The 18,528-nt window shown below is 33.8% G+C and carries 15 protein-coding genes and 3 tRNA genes; 9 read left to right on the forward strand and 9 right to left on the reverse strand.

Going from position 1 to position 18,528, the window contains the following annotated elements:
• Positions 1 to 21 precede the first annotated feature (21 nt).
• From SYN6308_RS25505 to SYN6308_RS09265, 4 genes are all read left to right on the forward strand, one after another.
• Positions 22 to 198 (forward strand): hypothetical protein, encoded by a 177-nt coding sequence (locus tag SYN6308_RS25505; RefSeq protein WP_017294159.1) that lies wholly within the window; start codon positions 22 to 24, stop codon positions 196 to 198.
• Between the two features lie 27 nt (positions 199 to 225).
• Complete coding sequence (locus SYN6308_RS09255; RefSeq protein WP_017294160.1) at positions 226 to 864, forward strand: DUF3386 domain-containing protein; 639 nt, start codon at positions 226 to 228, stop codon at positions 862 to 864.
• Between the two features lie 157 nt (positions 865 to 1,021).
• Positions 1,022 to 1,111 (forward strand) — tRNA-Ser (locus tag SYN6308_RS09260).
• A 218-nt stretch (positions 1,112 to 1,329) separates the two neighbouring features.
• On the forward strand, positions 1,330 to 2,658 hold the full coding sequence (locus SYN6308_RS09265) for an FAD-binding oxidoreductase (RefSeq protein ID WP_017294161.1): 1,329 nt from the start codon (positions 1,330 to 1,332) through the stop codon (positions 2,656 to 2,658).
• 89 nt (positions 2,659 to 2,747) lie between these two features.
• On the opposite strand, the gene SYN6308_RS09270 is transcribed toward SYN6308_RS09265, so the two are convergent.
• Together SYN6308_RS09270 and SYN6308_RS09275 are read right to left on the reverse strand one after the other, a co-directional pair.
• A complete protein-coding gene (locus SYN6308_RS09270) occupies positions 2,748 to 3,908 on the reverse strand; it encodes a cysteine desulfurase family protein (protein WP_017294162.1) in 1,161 nt (386 codons plus the stop codon).
• Between the two features lie 108 nt (positions 3,909 to 4,016).
• Entirely contained in the window at positions 4,017 to 5,510 is a 1,494-nt protein-coding gene (locus SYN6308_RS09275; RefSeq protein ID WP_017294163.1) for a DNA phosphorothioation system restriction enzyme, read from the reverse strand.
• A 194-nt stretch (positions 5,511 to 5,704) separates the two neighbouring features.
• Between SYN6308_RS09275 and SYN6308_RS09280 the strand changes: the two genes are divergently transcribed.
• Positions 5,705 to 6,355 carry a phosphorylase family protein gene (locus tag SYN6308_RS09280; RefSeq protein WP_017294164.1) on the forward strand — a complete coding sequence of 217 codons (651 nt, stop codon included), beginning with the start codon at positions 5,705 to 5,707 and terminating at the stop codon, positions 6,353 to 6,355.
• 141 nt (positions 6,356 to 6,496) lie between these two features.
• Here SYN6308_RS09280 and SYN6308_RS09285 read toward each other — a convergent pair whose 3' ends face one another.
• From SYN6308_RS09285 to SYN6308_RS09300, 4 genes are all read right to left on the reverse strand, one after another.
• Positions 6,497 to 7,429, reverse strand: coding sequence for a histone deacetylase family protein (locus tag SYN6308_RS09285; RefSeq protein ID WP_026101999.1), 933 nt, complete (start codon positions 7,427 to 7,429; stop codon positions 6,497 to 6,499).
• A 44-nt stretch (positions 7,430 to 7,473) separates the two neighbouring features.
• On the reverse strand, positions 7,474 to 9,597 hold the full coding sequence (locus tag SYN6308_RS09290) for an Rne/Rng family ribonuclease (protein ID WP_017294166.1): 2,124 nt from the start codon (positions 9,595 to 9,597) through the stop codon (positions 7,474 to 7,476).
• Positions 9,598 to 10,563: 966 nt separating this feature from the next.
• Positions 10,564 to 12,051 carry an ammonium transporter gene (locus SYN6308_RS09295; protein WP_017294167.1) on the reverse strand — a complete coding sequence of 496 codons (1,488 nt, stop codon included), beginning with the start codon at positions 12,049 to 12,051 and terminating at the stop codon, positions 10,564 to 10,566.
• 221 nt (positions 12,052 to 12,272) lie between these two features.
• Complete coding sequence (locus SYN6308_RS09300; RefSeq protein ID WP_017294168.1) at positions 12,273 to 13,868, reverse strand: hypothetical protein; 1,596 nt, start codon at positions 13,866 to 13,868, stop codon at positions 12,273 to 12,275.
• 243 nt (positions 13,869 to 14,111) lie between these two features.
• Between SYN6308_RS09300 and SYN6308_RS22215 the strand changes: the two genes are divergently transcribed.
• Both SYN6308_RS22215 and SYN6308_RS23350 read left to right on the forward strand, forming a co-directional pair.
• Entirely contained in the window at positions 14,112 to 14,699 is a 588-nt protein-coding gene (locus SYN6308_RS22215) for a hypothetical protein (RefSeq protein ID WP_017294169.1), read from the forward strand.
• Positions 14,700 to 14,947: 248 nt separating this feature from the next.
• Positions 14,948 to 15,898 carry a pentapeptide repeat-containing protein gene (locus SYN6308_RS23350; RefSeq protein WP_017294170.1) on the forward strand — a complete coding sequence of 317 codons (951 nt, stop codon included), beginning with the start codon at positions 14,948 to 14,950 and terminating at the stop codon, positions 15,896 to 15,898.
• A gap of 372 nt (positions 15,899 to 16,270) precedes the next feature.
• Here SYN6308_RS23350 and SYN6308_RS09315 read toward each other — a convergent pair.
• Positions 16,271 to 16,342 (reverse strand) — tRNA-Thr (locus SYN6308_RS09315).
• Positions 16,343 to 16,344: 2 nt separating this feature from the next.
• Positions 16,345 to 16,426, reverse strand: a tRNA-Tyr gene (locus tag SYN6308_RS09320).
• 155 nt (positions 16,427 to 16,581) lie between these two features.
• Here SYN6308_RS09320 and SYN6308_RS09325 point away from each other — a divergent pair.
• Complete coding sequence (locus tag SYN6308_RS09325; protein WP_017294171.1) at positions 16,582 to 17,091, forward strand: hypothetical protein; 510 nt, start codon at positions 16,582 to 16,584, stop codon at positions 17,089 to 17,091.
• A gap of 152 nt (positions 17,092 to 17,243) precedes the next feature.
• Here SYN6308_RS09325 and plsY read toward each other — a convergent pair whose 3' ends face one another.
• Positions 17,244 to 17,882 carry a glycerol-3-phosphate 1-O-acyltransferase PlsY gene (plsY, locus tag SYN6308_RS09330; protein WP_017294172.1) on the reverse strand — a complete coding sequence of 213 codons (639 nt, stop codon included), beginning with the start codon at positions 17,880 to 17,882 and terminating at the stop codon, positions 17,244 to 17,246.
• Between the two features lie 54 nt (positions 17,883 to 17,936).
• On the opposite strand from plsY, the gene SYN6308_RS09335 reads away from it, so the two are divergent.
• Positions 17,937 to 18,488: a D-glycero-alpha-D-manno-heptose-1,7-bisphosphate 7-phosphatase gene (locus SYN6308_RS09335; RefSeq protein WP_017294173.1), complete on the forward strand. Its 552-nt coding sequence runs from the start codon at positions 17,937 to 17,939 to the stop codon at positions 18,486 to 18,488.
• Positions 18,489 to 18,528: the final 40 nt, after the last annotated feature.

Below are 18,528 nucleotides of genomic sequence, written 5' to 3' on the forward strand. Positions count from 1 at the left end.
TATCGGGTGTCAGGTTAAAGAATGAAAAATCAAGGTTTTGATGTTATCGGCAGAAACAATAAGTATAACCGTATTGAAAGAAAATATTTTTATCTGTTCGTAGTGAGGGTTTTAACCCTTGTTCTTCTTATAATGTTAATGATGAACAAAATTATAAAAGCATTTAATCTTCGATCGAAAGGTAAGATTGCTATATAATGATAAATAAATATTTAAGGACAAAAAATGACATTAACCCTTACAGCAGAAGAACTATTTAGATCAGCTTACGAAAATCGTTATACTTGGGATAAAGATTTCCCCGGTTATACCTGTGACATTACCTTAACCAACCCTCAAGGTACTTATACTGCAAAGGGTGAAATTAAAGCAAACTTACAGTTTGAAGTATCTGCCATTGAAGACGAGTCAGCAAAAAAAGCCATAACAGGGCAATTATGGGAGATTACCATTCACCGTGTTAATCATAGTTTTGAGAAAAGTCACGGGGAAAATACTTTCTCTTTTGGCGAGAAAGATGACAATGGCGCTGTAGAAATTCTCGTGGGTGGTGCTGGAGCAGGAAATAAGTATAAAGTACACAATAATACTGTTTCTTTTGTCTATCGTAAAATTGGTAACTCGATCGTAGCTATTAACACTTTTGACATTTTAAACACAGAGGAAGGCTATTTATCCCAAGGATATGATTCTATCTATTTAGAGCCTGAAACCAAGCAACCCAAGGGCGGTAAAACCATTTTTCATGACACCTTTGAGAAAATTGGCGGTTATTATATTCTCACTAATCGTCGCATTACTAGCGAAGAAAATGGAGAATCCATTGTTACCGAATATCAATTTTCTAACATTGTTTTTAACTAACTTTGTTTAAACCTTGAATGTAATAAACTTGTTCTCCTCTCCTATGGGAGAGGGGTTAGGGGTGAGGGTTACAAAATTGTTAAGTTTTATTTAACGAAAAAGGGTTTTGAGGTTGCTAAAAACGATCGTTTTCTGTTATAATCTGTAAATGTCTGTTGGAGAGATGGCTGAGCGGTTGAAAGCGGCTTCCTGCTAAGAAGTTGTGGGGTTTATAGCTCCACCGAGGGTTCGAATCCCTCTCTCTCCGTACTTTATCAGCTTTGTAGTTAGGCTAGAAAGCCCTAATTTTACTATTAGAGATTGCTTCGTTACGTCGCAATGACTATTTATTTAACGAAGTTAAAACTTACACACTAATAACGAGATTCTGTCATTCTGAGCTTAGGAATCTCAAAACCCTATATTTATAGTGTATTATTTAGGTTAGGTAAATCAAAATAAAAAGCTATTTTATCTTTAAATTATATGACGATTGACTATCAATTAATCATCCAAGAATTAAATCCCATCACCATAATTCAGGAAGCGGAAAAAATCAAACAATTATCCTTAGATTATTACTATTTTAGTCCGATTTTAGAACCCAAATTGAAAGAAAAAACAGCAGATTTAGTTGTTATTCCTACCACGGAAGAAGAAGTTTTAAAAATAGCTCAAATTTGTGTAAAATACAAAATACCTTTAACAGTAAGAGGTGCAGGTACAGGAAATTATGGGCAATGTATTCCCTTAAATGGAGGCATTGTTTTAGATATGAGTGAATTGAGGAAAATTAAATGGATAAAATCAGGAATTGCCTGTGTGGAAGCAGGGATAAAAATGAGCGTTTTAGAGAGAGAAACTAAAAAGCAAGGATGGGAATTAAGAATGATTCCTTCTACTTATAAAATAGCAACTTTAGGGGGTTTTATTGGTGGAGGTAGTGGAGGAATTGGCTCGATAAATTATGGACAATTAAAAGATAGAGGAAACTTGCATCGAGTGCGAGTAGTTACGTTGGAAAATGAGCCACGAATTATTGAATTAAGAGGAGATGAAACTAGACAAATTAATCATGCTTACGGTACAAATGGCATTATTACAGAATTAGAAATTCCTCTTGCACCTAGTTATAATTGGGTTGATGTGATTGTTACTTTTCAAGATTTTATTTCAGCTTTAAAATTTGGTCAAGATTTAGCAGATAGTGATGGAATTAATAAAAAACTTATTAGTATTCACGCTAAACCGATTAGTAATTACTTTACCTCTCTTAAATCTTATTTGCCTAATGGCGAAGATTGTGCTTTATTAATGATTGAAGAAAATTCTTTATTTGCTTTAGAAGATTTAGTAAAAGAATACCAAGGAGAAATCACCTATCGACAAGATTTAGACTTAAAAAGTAATTTTAATTTAATCGAATTTACATGGAATCATACAACTTTTCATGCTCGAAATATTGATGCTAATATCACTTATTTACAAACTTTCTTTTTCTCTTTAGAAAAGGTTGAAGAAATGTATAATTATTTTGGTGATGAGGTAATGATGCACATTGAATTTTTAAGGGTAGGAGGAAAGGCAATTCCTGCGGGTTTACAGTTAGTTAAATATACTAACGAAACCAGACTAAATGAGATTATTAAATATCATGAGGATAATGGGGCTTTTATTGCTAATCCTCATACTTATATTTTAGAAGATGGTGGTAGAAAAATAATCGAACCTGAACAACTTAATTTTAAGAAAAAAGTTGATCCTTATGGTTTAATTAATCAAGGTAAAATGCGATCGTGGGATATTGATAATTAGAGTTTGTGCATGGGAATCAAAAGACTATTAAAATCAAAGGTTTAGACATAATACATTAACCAAAAAGTGAGCAATAACTCCCGAATTCTCTAATTTTCCCCCCCTATTTCTCTATCTAGTAGAATTGTTAAAGTATTAATAGTAAAATCTAAATCTGATTTAGTGGTATTTCGATCGAAACTAAAACGTATTCCTTTGATTGCCTCTTTTTCAGAATATCCCATAGCTAATAAAACAGGTGATGGTAGAGTTTTCCCACTACTACAAGCTGAACCTGCACTAATACCGATACCCTTTAAACTTAAATCTCTGACTATTTTTCGCCCTGTGATACCCTCTTGAGGAAGATTTATGAGAAAACTGGCGTGATGGGGTAAACGATGAAATAAATCCCCAGTTAAGGTTAAATAAGGGCATTTGGTTAATATTAATTCGATAAAATAGTTTTTTAATTCCCTTAATCTCATGGCTTCTGATTCCATGTCTTTTTGTGCCAAACTGGAGGCTAATCCTAGGGATGCAATGGCTGGTATCCCTTGAGTGCCACTACGCAAGTTGTTCTCTTGTCCTCCACCGTACAACAAAGAATTTAATTTAACCCCTTGTTTAACATATAACGCACCAGAGCCTTGAATACCATAAAATTTATGTCCAGATAAAGATAATAAATCTACTTGTAAGACTTCCACATCTACGGGTAAACGCCCCACCATTTGTACTGCATCAGTGTGAAACAAGGCTTGAGAATGTTTTTTGGTGACTTCTACTAATTTTTTTATAGGTTGAATTGTGCCAACTTCGCTTTGCCCGTAGATAATAGAAACTAAGACAGTATTCGGTAACAAAGCCTTTTGTAAGTCATGGGGGTTAACTCTCCCTTCTCGATTAACAGGTAATCTTGTGATATGCCATCCTTGTTTTTCTAAAAATTGTACCGGGCGCTCGATCGCACTATGTTCTACACTAGAGATAATGATATGTTGAGGAGTGTTACATAAAGAAGTAATGCCAAAAATTGCCAAATTATCGGATTCTGTGCCACCAGAAGTGAAAATGATAGAATTAGGAGAAGAAGCGTTGATTAAATCTGCCACTTGCCACCTTGCTTTTTCTAGTGCCATAGCCCCTCTTTCGCCCCAAGAGTGTAAACTGGAAGGATTACCCCAACCGCTAGTTAAAATTTCTGTGACTAATTCAATAACTTCTGGACGGGGAGCAGTGGTTGCACTAGAATCAAGGTAAATGGACATGGTATAAACAGTAAAAGTTTTTTTTGTGAAGGTAGCAGATTAGGAGAGTAGGAGACACGAGAAATATTTATAATCAAATTTTGCGTCTTTGCGTCTTTGCGTGAGATTCTAATTATTTAGGGTTAAAGCAAAATTATCTTGTAAAGTCGTCAGAATTTCCATAGCGCTTTGTGCATTATTAGCTAAGGAGGCAAACTCCATAAATCTTTTTAACTCTTTTTTGAGCAAATTTCTTTCAATTTCCCATACTTCTCGTTCTAATATTGGAGGTATCACTATCATATCAAATAAAGTTGCTTCTTTTTTGCCGTGGTAAGGGCGCAAAATTCTGCCTCGCCGTTGGATAAATTGACGGGGATTACTACTACTGGCTAAAATCACGGCATTTTCAATCATAGGAATATCGATACCTTCATCTAAGCAACGAATGGCGACTATTCCTTGTAATTCTCCTGATTTTAACTGTTTTTTGATTGTTTCTCTTTCTTCTACGGGGGTTTCGGCGGTGTAGGTATTGACTCGATAGTTTAATTCGTTTCCTAAAATTCTCGTTACTGCTTCGAGTTGTCTCTCGTTTTGATTGACGTTACCATCTCCGCAGTAAAATAATGTTGCTTTCATGGTTAATCTCTCTTTCATCAAGGCTTTTAAGGCGATTAATTTATTACTAGCTGTGGCAACTAATCTCGATCGTCTCAACAATAATGCTTTAAGATTATGATTATCCTCAAGGTTATTATTTTCTGATAATGCCCAACCTATTTTTTTTGTTAATTTAGCATAATGGAAGGCTTCTTGATCAGTTAATTCTACTAAGATAGGATGATAATTATATTTAACTAAAGCCTGTTTTTCGATGGCATTTTTGAGGGTAAATTCTGGTTTTAAAACCTTGCCAAAATAATCTATTAAAAAATCTGTGCCATCTTCGTCAAAATGTCTTTCAGGAGTAGCAGATAAAGCTAATCTTAATCCTATATTAGCAGGTAAAGATGATAATAAACGAGGTGAGCCTAAATTATGGGCTTCGTCTCCAACAATTAAAGTTTTCTCAGGAAAAAAGGTTAATTGACTTTGAAATCGATCGCCCATAAAGGTAGAATAAGTTGTGATTATGGTTAAAAATTTTTGATTATTATTATGGATATTATAAAGTTGTCGAGATAATTCTCCATGCCAATTATGGGCATTTTCAAAGGCTAAAATTGGAAATAAGTTAAATTTTTCTGCTTCTTGTGTCCATTGTAAAACAAGGTGACGAAAAGGGCAAATTACTAATAAAACTTGTAAGTTAATTTGGTGATATAATTCTGTATTAATGGCTAATGCTGTAATGGTTTTTCCGCTACCTGTTGCCATTTTTAGGATACCACGCCCTCGATTTTTTAACCAGTTTTCGATCGCCTGTTTTTGATAGTCTCTCAAGATTAAATCATCAGGATATTGAGGGATTCCTGTTATATCTTTTTGATGATGATAGACATATCTTTTTTCGGCTAATTTATAACTATATTTTTCTCGAAAATTTTGAGCTAATTTATCCCAATTAATTTGTAAAATATAGTCTTGTTGGCAAGATAAAAAATCCTTTGATGATTCCATAAAATATACTTTTTTGCGTATTTACATCTTGGGAATAAAGAATAGACAAGATTAATTATAATATAGCAATTCTAAATCATTCGTAACAAATTAAATATTAGTCAATAATCTTGAATTATTTATTAATTTTCAATTCTTAATTCTTAATTCTCAATTCTCCATTCTCAATTCTCCATTCTCCATTCTTAATTCTTATGTCTTTATTCGATAACCTTTTAATTTTAGTGTGTCATGGTGCAGAATTTCAAGCGGTAAATAAAGGATTTAATTCAAGATTAATTAAGCCCAAAATTATTAGTTTACCCATAGGAATAAATCCTGTAAATGAACATTTAAAAAGTATTAAATATCAAGAAAATTTTGTCTTATTAATTGGTTTAAGTGGCAGTTTATCTCTTCAATATAAGGTGGGAGATGTGGTGATTTATGAAAGCTCTAGTTATGTTAATAAGGATAAAATAATTGAAACAAAAGAGTGCGATCGAACCCTAAATAATTGGTTAAAAAAAACATTAAACGTGCCAATTGTCAAGGGAATTACTACGGATAAATTAATTAATTCTTCAGTAGAAAAAGCAAATCTTAGCTCATGGGGTGATGTGGTGGATATGGAAAGTTTCGCCGTTATGAGTAATTTTGATTGTGTATCAGTGGTAAGAGTTATTAGTGATAATTATGATGATAATTTACCAGATTTAAACAGTGCTATCACTCAAGAAGGCACATTAGATAATTTTAAAATGTCTAGGGCATTTATACAAGAACCATTGAAGGCGATAACTTTGATAAAAAATGCTTTATTTAGTTTAAAACAACTAGAAAAAGTTAGTAAAAATATTGCTTAAAAAAGATACAAATGTTCATTAATTAAATAAGAGTAACTTATTTTCTAAAATTAATTTTGTATAAGTTTAAATCAATTCTTCCTACTATCTCCTGTATCCAATCTCCTATCTCCTACCTTTATCTAAAATTTTATGCTTCATTTATATACAAGCGAGAAGAGTTTGTTCTACAGATTCCGCTAAAGCCTCTAAATGGTATCCCCCTTCTAACCCAAATACTATTTTTCGGGTGATTTTTAAACAATATTGAGTTAAAGTATAGTAGTCTTGAGGAAATAAAGAAACTGACGCAAGAGGATCATCATGATTAGCATCATATCCAGCACTGACAATTAATAAGTCTGGTTGAAATTCGCTGATAAAGGGAATCACTTTATGTTCAAAAGATTCTTTGTATTCCTTGATCGTACTTCCAGCCTTGAGGGGAATATTTAAAACATTATTGTAGTGACCTCGATCGAACTCTTGTCCAGTCCCCGGATAACAAGGGTATTGATGTAAAGAACAGTAAATAATATTCGGATTATGGGCAATAATTTCTTCTGTACCGTTACCATGGTGTACATCCCAATCTAAAATTGCGACTTTTTTAAAACCTTGAGATAGGGCATAGTTAGCGGCAATGGCAGCATTGGAAAAAAGACAAAAACCCATGCCAACGGTAGAAGTAGCATGATGACCGGGAGGACGTGCTAAAATGAAACAAGGTTCACTATCTTTTAAAACCTCATTAACACCATCTAACCAAGCACTCACGGCTAAGAGTGCCACATCATAACTTTGAGCCGAAACAGGAGTATCTTCGTCTAATTTGCCTCCCCCACGATGAGCAATAGTTCGTACTTTTTCAATATAGTTACTATCATGGATTTTTTGAACCCAATACATAGCTTGACTTTGCTCGATCGTGAAAGTTTGCCGAGCGATCGAACTTGGTTCTAACCATTGTATTTTATCCTGACAAACCCCCGTTATTAACCGTTGTTGAATTGCCGTTAACCGTTGAGGGCATTCTGGATGAAAATGCCCCGTCTTATGATCTAAAAATCGGGGTGAAAAAACAACTTTCAAGATATTAAATAGGGAATAGTGGATTGTTAATTATTAATTATTCATTGTTATTCGTTTTCCATCACTGCAGACGATCGAGAGGTACGACGACGACGGGTACGAACTACAGGTAAATCGCTCATCTTAGCTTCTTTAATTAAAGCCTCTGTAATAGTTTCAGGTTCAGAAATCAGACTTTGGTAAGGCTCAAAATCTGTACTTACCTCATCTTTTTCTTCCTCCTCTGTGTCTAAATCTAAATTCTGAGAAATCATCGGTGCTTCTTCCTCAGAATCATTGTCCATTTCCACACTGCTATAAATTATGGCATCATCATCAGTATCTGGAGACACCAAATTAGCGATCGCATCTAATAAAGGAGATTTTGATTCTTCCTCATCATCAAGAACATAATTTTCTGTATCTTCAAATATATCTGTTTGATTAGTGTCTTTTTCATCATTAGGAGATTTCACATACACCATCAGTGCTTTTGGATCTTTAAATTCTTGCTCTAAACGCAATATCGGAGAAACCCCCATTAAAGCATAAATTTCTTGTTCTACTTCTGTCATCTCTACCACCACCTTCTCTAACTTACTCTCATCTCGATTATGACGAGGCAATACTCCACGTTCTTTTTTAGTTTCACGAGAAGGAGTTATTCGTTCGCGCTGTGAGGTTTCACGTTCGGGCTTAACCTCAGCTTCCGTTAAATTATTAGTAGTTGACACTAACATCCCTTCATCTTTCAAGGGAGTTTCACGGCGACGACGGCGACGACGAGCTGCACCATTTTGATCTTGGTAACTAGGATGATTAATTAATTCCGTATCCTCTAAATCATTAGTATAATCTTCTCCAAGAATAATTTTGTCCTCAAGAATTGGTTTATCCTGATTTTTATTGGCAATAATTGGAGTGTAATAATTAGAAGGTAAAGGATCAACATCATGATGACCGGGTAAATGGGCGACTAATCCTGATCCGTTGCAGTGGGAGCAAGGTTGTCCAAATAATTCATAAATATTTTTACCCTGACGTTTACGGGTTAACTCCACTAATCCTAACTCTGACAATTGAGCAATTTGAGGTCGAGCTTTATCGGTTTTCAGTACTCTATTAAAATGTTCTAGTAACTTCAATTTATCTCGACGAGAATCCATATCAATGAAGTCCACCACAATCACACCGCCAATATTACGCAACTTCAATTGACGAGCAATTTCGATGGCAGCCTCGTAATTAGTCCATAATACTGTTTCCCTAGAAGTCGCCGAATGGGTAAACGAACCAGAGTTAACATCAATCACCGTTAACGCTTCTGTCGGTTCAATAATAACATAACCCCCAGAAGGCAATTCTACCCTTGACTTCAACGCCTCTTTGATAGCCGCATTCACTCGGAAAAAATCTAAAATCGGTGTAGCTTCTTGATGGGCATTGATCAAAATCCCCTCTGGTGAGAGTCCAGCCCCCCAATTCATTAACTGTTTTTTCACCCTTTTTACACTATCTTCCGAGTCCACCACAATACGATTAACTTCATCAGTGTACATATCTCGTAGCACTCTCTGAATGAAATCATCATCTCGATTTAATAAAGCTGGAGGACTGATATAGTTAGCTTCCTGCTGTATTTTGTCCCACTGTTTTTGTAATAAGTCTAAATCTTCAATAATTGCCTCTTCCGCCGTTCCTTCCGCCTCAGTTCGCACTAATAATCCCATTCCTGATGGTTTGAGCAAAATAGCTAAAGCGCGTAATCGATTACGTTCATTATCATTTTTGATGCGACGAGATAAACTAACCCCTTTACCATAGGGCATCAAGACTAAATAACGACCGGGAAGACTAATATTTCCCGTCAAACGAGGACCTTTAGAGCCTGTCGGCTCTTTCATTACTTGCACTAATACTTTTTGTTGAGGTGACAGTAATTCTGTAATCGCACCTGCGGTTTTTCTTAGACGTAAAGGACCTAAATCTGTTACATGAATAAAACCATTTTTTTCTGCATCACCAATATTAACAAAAGCCGCATCTATCCCTGAAATGACGTTTTCTACTGTCCCTAAATAAATATCTCCTACCTGTTGATTGCCTGTGGCAACTACTAATTCTTGAATTTGATCTTCAGCAAATACCGCTGCGATATGGTGTTTTTCTGCAATAATAATTTGTTTTGGCATTCAATTCCCTCAAAAAATTTGATAATAGTTTAGTGTGTGTGCCTTCGTTATTTATGGCTTTTGGAAAAATACCTATGATTTCTATGCTCAAACTACGTTTAAAAAAATAAGTAGTTTGAGTAAAACATGGTTTTATTAAATAGATTTAGAATTATTTTTAAGAACAAATAGAGCTTGTGATTTTGTTTAAGACTTTCAGTAATAACCGATTCCTAATTATTTCTATAAAGTGCGGAATTTTATGAAGATAAAAAATTTTTTAGTAATTTATGGAGGCTAGACTTATCAAAATTAAAGCCATTTAATCTCACTCCGAAAGCATCTATTCATGGACAGCATGACTTGAATATACTTAAGTCAAGTATGATTTAAAATTAATTTTATCTTAGGTACAATTCCGAGGAACACATTCTGAAATCTTGTCTTAATATTTTTAGTCTCTATTTCTTCTTTTTCGATCGATCACTTTTATTACAACCAAAAAATTATACTCCCAACGATAGGATTATTTTGGGGTTTGTCATAATTACTTTTTATTTAAGTCATAGAAAGTAACTTATCATTATTTTATAATACTTCCTTAAAAGGAATATGTGTTTTATATTCATGGAGTACCGGAAAATAATTATTGTAGTCAAACAAATATTTTAATCAAGACTATCGGGACTATATTATCCGTAAACGTCAAATAAAGTTTTTTTCAGAATAATTGCAATTATAACAAAAAACGCACTAATAGACAATTAACAATTAACAATTAACAATTAACACCTTATCCACCTGTCCCCCTATTCACCTGTCCACCTGTCCACCTGTCCCCCTATTCACCTGTCCACCTGTCCACCTGTCCACCTGTCCACCTGTCCACCTATTCACCTGTCCACCTGTCCACCTGTCCACCTGTCCACCTGTCCACCTGTCCCCCTGTCCACCTATCCACCTATCCCCCTATTCACCTGTCTTTTTTTAATTTTCGATCGTCGGAAGGATAGTTCCCATTTCTCCTTCTAATTCTAAGAAGCCACTATAAGCCTCCATACCATGTTCACCAATATCTAAACCTAAATATTCTTCTTCTTGAGATACTCTTAAGCCTAGGGTTACTTTCAGTAAGTTCCAAAATAGAATACTAAAAACGATCATTGTAATACCAACTGATACAATACCTAGTAATTGCGCGCCTAATAAGTTAAAGTTGCCACTACTAAATAAACCTGATATATTTTCATTTTCTGTGATGATGGAATCGGCAAATAATCCTACGGCGATCGTACCCCAAATACCATTCACTAAATGTACAGACACAGCTCCTACAGGATCATCGATTTTGAGACTATCGAGGAAATACACCGCAAAAACCACTAAGATTCCACCGAAAGCACCAATTAAAATAGCACTAGAGTAACTAACCATAGAACACCCGGCGGTGATGGCAACTAATCCTGATAAGATACCGTTAATTGTCAAGGATAAATCAGGTTTTCCTGCCAAAATCCAACTGCTAATAGTGGCGGTGATAGCACCAGAGGCGGCGGCTAAATTGGTTACAACTGCAATATAAGCAATATCTTCTCCTACTGCCATAGTAGAGCCGGGGTTGAAGCCAAACCAACCAATCCAGAGAATGAAACAGCCAAGGGTGGCGATACTTAAATTATGTCCGGGTAAGGGCATTATACCCCCTCCTGCTTGATATTTTCCCAGTCTAGGTCCTAAAATCATTGCTCCTGTTAAAGCACACCACCCCCCTACAGAATGCACTGCGGTTGAACCGGCGAAATCTTGAAAACCTATTTTCGATAACCAACCGCCTCCCCAAATCCAATGACCAATAATTGGGTATGCGATCGCAACTAGAAAAATACTAAACAGCACAAAATCAATAAATTTTATTCTTTCTGCTACTGCACCCGATACGATGGTAGCAGCAGTACCAGCGAAAGCTACTTGAAATAGAAATTTAGCGGATAGGGGTACACCAGCCCAATTCAAAGCACCATAAACTCCCTCATAGGCATCCCCTATGGCTGGACTATTATCAGTACCATTTAAGAAAAATCCTTGTAAACCAATAAAGCCGTTACCATCTCCAAACATTAAGCCAAAACCTAATACCCAAAATGCGATCGTAGATACAGCGAAAACAATCAAATTTTTTGATAACATATTAACGGCATTTTTGCGACGACAAAAACCCGTTTCTAACATGGCAAAACCTGCATTCATCAAGATTACTAAGACGGAGGCTAAAACTACCCATAAAGTATCTAAACCAACTTTTAATTCTCCTGTAATAGTTTGCAAATCTTTAGCTGTATCTTGAGCATAAACGGCATAACTAGAACTTAATAAAAGAATGGCACTTAAAACAACACAACCTTGCCAACTGTAGGATTGTTTAATTTTCTTAATAATTATATTGAGTCTTTTTTGATTTGTTCTAATTTTTAGCATTATCCTCGCCTAAATTTTGACTTCCACATTATAAAGTCTATAGAAAATTTTTTTAGCATCAATTTTTACAAATATTTAATTAAGTTAAAACTCATTAACTTATAGATTTTTAGATTAGTAGAAAACGAATAAAATTTTTAGCTGTTTGTTGCCTTTTGCCTTTTGTCTGTTGCCTACCTTTATCTTTCAATTTAGAAGTGTCCTAATTTAATTATTGTGTTCTAAATGCGTGTATTATAAATCATAATTAATTGTCTTTGGGGATTATATACTTCTACCATAATTTGATATTTTGTACTTATATATTGATAATTTTTTTCAACTTGCTCAATGTGGGTATTTATCTGTTGTTTTTGTTGATCATTATTGGTTAAACTGTTAAGACTTGATAGTTTAGATATTTTTTGTAAATATTCTTGATTTAAAAAGATTTTAACGGTATTTGGTTCTACACTATAGCTACACTTTAACTCGCTATTATTGCAGATAGTATCTAATTCGGCTTTAATTTCTTGTTTAACAAGGGCTTTTTTTAGTTGTGATTTAGCTGTTTCTAGTTGTTTATTAGTACTGGTTTCTAAATTTTTAGCTTCTTGGGCGGTGAAGGTTTCGGGAGCAATTTTTTTTAATTCTTTTAAAGCATTTTCCCATGCAGAAACTGCTTTTGTCCATTGATTATTTTTTTGTGATTCTAAGGCTTCGTTGATATTTTTTTTTGCTTGATTTTTAATATTGAGAGCATTTTTTTCTTTGGTAATTTGTTTTTGTATTTCCATTAAATTGAGGAGATAACTATTTAAAAGGGTTTCTTTTTCTTGATAGGCTTTCGTTAAGGGTTCGATCGATTCTACTTGTTTTATTGCAGTCTGCCAACTTTTTTCAATATTTTCTAAGTCTGTTAAACTGCTAATTTCTTTTTGTTTATTTTCTATAGTTGTAGCTAAGTTTTGAGCATTAATTAAATTTTCTTGTCCTTGTTTTTCTCTGCTAATATTATTATCAGCAATGGTTAGTTGATTTTGATAAAGATTTAATTTTTCGTTTTTAAAGTTGGCTAAAATATCGATATTTAAACTATTCATAAGTTCGATCGATTCCTGCCAAAAACCTTTAATTCTAATCCATTCATCCAGAGATAAAGGAAGATTTTGAGTTAAATTTGTTGAGTCTTTTTCTAACTGTAAAGCACCCAAGACATTATCTAATTGACTAACTTTCTTATCATATTTTTCTATAAAAGAAGTGGCTTCTTCATGGTATTTTGACCAACGGGGAATTCTTTTTAACTCATTAATTTCTAATATTAAGCCTAGTTGTAAAGCCTTGATATTTTCTTCCGTTAAATTTTGATAATTAGCTTCAAATTGATTAGAAATTGATGTCTCTGTTTCAGTAATAACGCTACATTCTCCTAACACACAAGGGCGAGTAAAATAGTAAAAAATTCCGATAATACCTAAGGAGATTCCTCCTAAAAGAGAGACAATAAACCCAACAGAAAAATTTTGAGAGCTATAATATTTTTTTTGCTTAATATCTTCTAAATTATGTTCAATACTGTTGTAATAAATTTCATTGGCATCATTAATATTGCGAATCAAAAAGTTATCCACAATCTGATATTCTTCTAAGGTGTCTTTGATTCGATCGATCACTTCCGTAATAGATTCACTAATTAAAATGACTAAGTAATTATCTTCCTTAAAACAGTCAATTTCAATTCGGTCGAGATTATCAAACTCACCATTAATTATCTCATGAAATTTATGGTTTAAAGTTTCACAATCAAGGTTGTCACCAATAGCAGTTTTAATCATAGTGAATTTCACAAACAGTTAGTATAAAAATCTTATTTTCGGAGGAAATTGTCATTTTAGAGGATAATTTAATTAGATAATTATATAGCACGATCGTCTGAGCATCATCTGAAAACATTAAAAATTATTAAAAACCTAATCATTACCAGACAATGAGTTAGCTAAGACACATTTAACTTAAGTAGATTATTTAATTCTCATCATCGTTAAAGTTACCATAAAATAAAGTTCGATCGAAATACCATGAATAAAAAAATCACTTGGCAGACAAAATCCGAAAATCCCCATAACCTCACCAATTTACAATTAATTAGTCAATGGTGGTCAAATCTTGGTACAAAACCAGTAAAATTAGCCCAAAGATTAATTCCCACCAGTGGCAACCTTGACGATATAAATTGGGAAACCCAAAGATTTGACGAAGAATTTACCCTCGACTCACCTCAACTAAGAGGCATCACCCTTTATGGCAAGAAACAAGGAGAAGAAAAAGAATTTGGTTACACCCCCCATAAAATAGAATTAGATGCAGATTTTCACCAATTAGACATATATCTTCAATCTCAATCCAATCTCATCATTCGCTTTACCACAAATATTATCCAATATCCCACCCTATCCCTATCAGAAGTAGAAATAGTCAGTAATCCATCAGGAAAAAATCATGTAATTCTCCTGAGAAATCATGAACAAAAAATGGACATTACTTTTAATTTAAACCCCAATCAACAACTATATTTACTCTCTCAATTAGCCAAAACTTTAAAACACAATCCTCAAATTAATATTTCACCAGAAACCTTAGAAGAATTAATTACATTGTCAAAATAGATTTTGTAAAATTTAATAAATAAAATACTATCAATTTTCAAGAAACTAGGTAAATAGACTCATTCCTTAGTAGAATTGATAGTAAAATTTATTTTTCCCAAATATAATTATCAGAATTATGTATTGATAATAACATTTTATATAAAAGATTACAAAACTGTAGAAAATCTCCACAAAATCTCCACAATTTTTTCTTAAATTAGAGTTAAATCAAAGATAACAATAATTGAAAAGCTGAGGTAAAACCTATGAATAACTTAATCAAAGAAATTAATCAGCGTTACCTCTTAGGGGAAAGAAATTTTCATAGTCACAATTGGTCTAACATTAATCTACAAGGAATTAATTTAAGCGGAGTTAATTTAAAAAATAGTGATTTAAGTTTTGTTAATTTTGAGAATGCTAATTTAGAAAATGCTAATCTCAGTAAATGTAACTTAAAAGGTGCTAACTTAAAAGGTGCTAATTTAAAAAATGCTATTTTAGATGAAAGTGATTTAAGTTTTTCTAAACTCCATCAAGCTAACTTAAATAATGTTCATGGTAAAAAAGTTAATTTTCGTCAAGCTCATCTCAATAATGCTAGTCTCGAAAAAGCCTATTTAAGTTGTGCTAATTTTACCCAAGCCTCTCTCAATAATTGCAATCTATCCCATGGTAATATGCGTAAAGCTGAATTAAAAAACGCATTTTTAACCGGTGCTAATTTAACTCAAACCTATATGGGCGAATCTAATATAACGGGTACTTGTTTTACTTCTGCGATAATAAATAAAACTTATTTTAGAGAAGCACAATACGATAAAAATACTCAATTCGATAGTAAATTAAATCAGGAAGAAATGGGTTTAATTTATGTGGAATATAATGAAGTCGCCCTAGCAGATGTTTTAAACGCTATCAACTATATCAGCTCTTGTAGCACGAAGTATTTGGGGGTAGGTTTAGTAACCAAATATTGGCATTCTTCCAAGCCCAATAATGAATGGTTAAGTAAGTTTCAAATCAATAATCAAGGTAGGATTATCTATCTAGGTACAGAAACAGAATTGCTCAATGATTTTCAAATACAATGGTATCATCAATGGGTGAGGGAGTATTTTAAGTCTTGTTCTTTTATTATTAATAATTTTTCTCAATTAATTCAAACAGATTTATCATCTTCTCCTTACCATTTACATTTACCTTTAGTCGCATAATATTTTTTGTTAATAGACAATTCTAGATAGGGTCGGCTGAAAAAAATCAGAAGGCTATTAAAATCAAGGGTTTAGACAAACTACATTGACAAAAAAAGTGTGGCAAAATAAGGGGTGAGCGAAAAAAATGGTTGGTAAATTACCATAAATTTGGCTTGAAGTAATGAGTAATAAGTAATAGTGCGATTCGTTCGCTAGAAACTAGATTTATTATCTAGGGGATTAGCGGTAATGTATCTATTTTAGTACATTGACAACTTAATCATCATGTAGGTGTAAGTCCCATTGAAAGGAACACACTCTTGGTAATAACATCTAACGACACTAATTTGTCACCGATGACAATTAATTTGGCACTGTACAAGTATAAAAAGCCTTTGACGAGGATTGAACTCGTGACCTCACCCTTACCAAGGGTGTGCTCTACCACTGAGCTACAAAGGCGATGGGCCGAGCTGGATTTGAACCAGCGTAGGCATAGCCAGCGGATTTACAGTCCGCCCCCATTAACCACTCGGGCATCGACCCGTTTGTTTTCACATTTAATTATTATATCTAACTTTTTGGGAAAATGCCAATAATTTTGAAAATAAATTGGAAATTTGGTTTTTATAGAAAGTTTTAACAATTGACTACTAAGATTTAAGGGATAATGGGATGTAATAAATACATTCAATTTAATTATGACTAAGTTACGCAATATTCTTATTGGTGCAGGTATCGCTACAGTGGGTGCGATCGGAGTTAAAAAAGCTGTGGATTATTTTCAGGAGAAAAAACAGCAAGAAGTGGTTAATCAATTACCTGAAGATGCTTCTATTTCTAATCCTCAAGAAGAAGTCGCTTTTGCAGTGGTGGAAACTAATTCTGTACAAGGTTTTTTGGATAAAACTTTCGGCACGGTAGGACGTTATCAACCTAATCGATCGCCTAAAGTTTTTGAGTATCAAGATAAAAATTATATGGTAATTTGGGCTTATGATCAACAAAAATCGAAAAATCAAATGTTGGTTTTTGTTTATACTGATAAGGGACGAGAAATGATTGGTAGTGTGGGTTATACCGCTTCTGAAACTGATTATCGTTTAACCATGGAAAACACTCCTTTTGCTGTAATTATCAATGGCAAAAAACTTCAGTCTGGAGAAGGGGAAACTTCTGGCACTAATGATGTGGATTTTGTTTTGGCTTAGAAATTACAAATATTAATGTATAATTTCACGCAAAGACGCAAAGACGCAAAGAAAGAAGAACGCAAAGGGTTATTGTAAAGTCATTATCTTAACTTCATAAGGGAAGGGTTGAATAATATTCAACCCCTACGATCGTATTTTTCTGAAGCTCTCTAAGAGTTTGCGGTTTGTCCAATACGGGGTTCTGTTCCTGCTATAATTCGATCGATATTGCTACGGTGACGAATAATGACATAACTGGCGGCAATAATAGCAAAACCGATATAGGGTATCGTGGGTAAGAAAATCCACATCAAAATATTAACACCGATCGAGGCGGAAATAGAACTAATTGAGACAATTCTAGTTATCGCTAATACGCTTAAAAATACCGCAAAAGTACCTAAACCCACATAAGGATTCATCGTCAATAAAATTCCTAAACTGATGGCGGCGGATTTTCCTCCTGCAAAGTTTAACCAAATGGATTTACTATGCCCAATCACTGCTATTAATGCACATACAGCAATTAACCAGTCTTGCCATTGAGGGGGTAATATCTCACTATAGTCATACAACAATTTAACGGCTAATACGGCTAATACTCCTTTGAGCATATCAATAATTAAGACGGCGATCGCCGCTCCTTTGCCGACATTTCTGAGTACATTTGTCGCTCCTGTTGAACCTGATCCCATTTCTCGAATATCAATACCTTTTAACATACGAGCTAGTATATACCCAGTGGGAAATGAACCGAGTAAATAAGCGACTAAAATAAGGCTAATAGCAATTAATAAGGAAGTTGTCATAAATAGTTAATAATAAATAGTTAATCAAATTTAATTGTTAACTGTCAATCATAGATGAAAGCATTATTTTTAGATAGGGATGGGGTGGTAATAGAATATATCCCTTATCTTAGTAAACCTGAACAAGTGAAAATTCCTCAAGGTGCGATCGAGGCTCTCAAATTATGGCAAGATCAAGGTTATCGTTTAGTTATTGTCACCAATCAATCGGGCATTAGTCGAGGTTATTTCACTTATGATGATGTCATGGCGATTCATCAAAAAATTTTAGAAGAATATGGTCAATTTGGGATACAATTCGCAGATATTTTAATGTGTCCTCATCAACCTGCTGATAATTGTCATTGTCGTAAGCCCTCTCCTTATCTTTTAGAGACTTATAGTCAACATCAAAATATTGATTTAGCTCGATCGTACTTTATTGGCGATGCCCCTAGTGATATAGAATGTGCTATTAATGCCCAATGTCAACCAGTATTAGTGTTAACGGGTAGAGGAAAAGAAACCTTGCAACATCTATCTAAATATTCAATCCCTATCCCCGTTTTTAATTCTCTGGGTGGCACAGTAAAATTAATAAATAATGAATCCCTCAGTGAAGTATAGAATTTATTGGTGAGAAGAAGGTATTAGGTTTTACAATATT

It is taken from the genome of Geminocystis herdmanii PCC 6308, assembly GCF_000332235.1.
Lineage (GTDB): Bacteria > Cyanobacteriota > Cyanobacteriia > Cyanobacteriales > Cyanobacteriaceae > Geminocystis > Geminocystis herdmanii.

Excerpts from the sequence above, each read along its gene's own strand:
- SYN6308_RS25505 (WP_017294159.1), top strand. The coding sequence starts at position 22 with ATGAAAAATCAAGGTTTTGATGTTATCGGCAGAAACAATAAGTATAAC.
- SYN6308_RS09255 (WP_017294160.1), top strand. The coding sequence starts at position 226 with ATGACATTAACCCTTACAGCAGAAGAACTATTTAGATCAGCTTACGAA.
- SYN6308_RS09265 (WP_017294161.1), top strand. The coding sequence starts at position 1,330 with ATGACGATTGACTATCAATTAATCATCCAAGAATTAAATCCCATCACC.
- SYN6308_RS09270 (WP_017294162.1), bottom strand. The coding sequence starts at position 3,908 with ATGTCCATTTACCTTGATTCTAGTGCAACCACTGCTCCCCGTCCAGAA.
- SYN6308_RS09275 (WP_017294163.1), bottom strand. The coding sequence starts at position 5,510 with ATGGAATCATCAAAGGATTTTTTATCTTGCCAACAAGACTATATTTTA.
- SYN6308_RS09280 (WP_017294164.1), top strand. The coding sequence starts at position 5,705 with ATGTCTTTATTCGATAACCTTTTAATTTTAGTGTGTCATGGTGCAGAA.
- SYN6308_RS09290 (WP_017294166.1), bottom strand. The coding sequence starts at position 9,597 with ATGCCAAAACAAATTATTATTGCAGAAAAACACCATATCGCAGCGGTA.
- SYN6308_RS09295 (WP_017294167.1), bottom strand. The coding sequence starts at position 12,051 with ATGCTAAAAATTAGAACAAATCAAAAAAGACTCAATATAATTATTAAG.
- SYN6308_RS09300 (WP_017294168.1), bottom strand. The coding sequence starts at position 13,868 with ATGATTAAAACTGCTATTGGTGACAACCTTGATTGTGAAACTTTAAAC.
- SYN6308_RS22215 (WP_017294169.1), top strand. The coding sequence starts at position 14,112 with ATGAATAAAAAAATCACTTGGCAGACAAAATCCGAAAATCCCCATAAC.
- SYN6308_RS23350 (WP_017294170.1), top strand. The coding sequence starts at position 14,948 with ATGAATAACTTAATCAAAGAAATTAATCAGCGTTACCTCTTAGGGGAA.
- SYN6308_RS09325 (WP_017294171.1), top strand. The coding sequence starts at position 16,582 with ATGACTAAGTTACGCAATATTCTTATTGGTGCAGGTATCGCTACAGTG.
- plsY (WP_017294172.1), bottom strand. The coding sequence starts at position 17,882 with ATGACAACTTCCTTATTAATTGCTATTAGCCTTATTTTAGTCGCTTAT.
- SYN6308_RS09335 (WP_017294173.1), top strand. The coding sequence starts at position 17,937 with ATGAAAGCATTATTTTTAGATAGGGATGGGGTGGTAATAGAATATATC.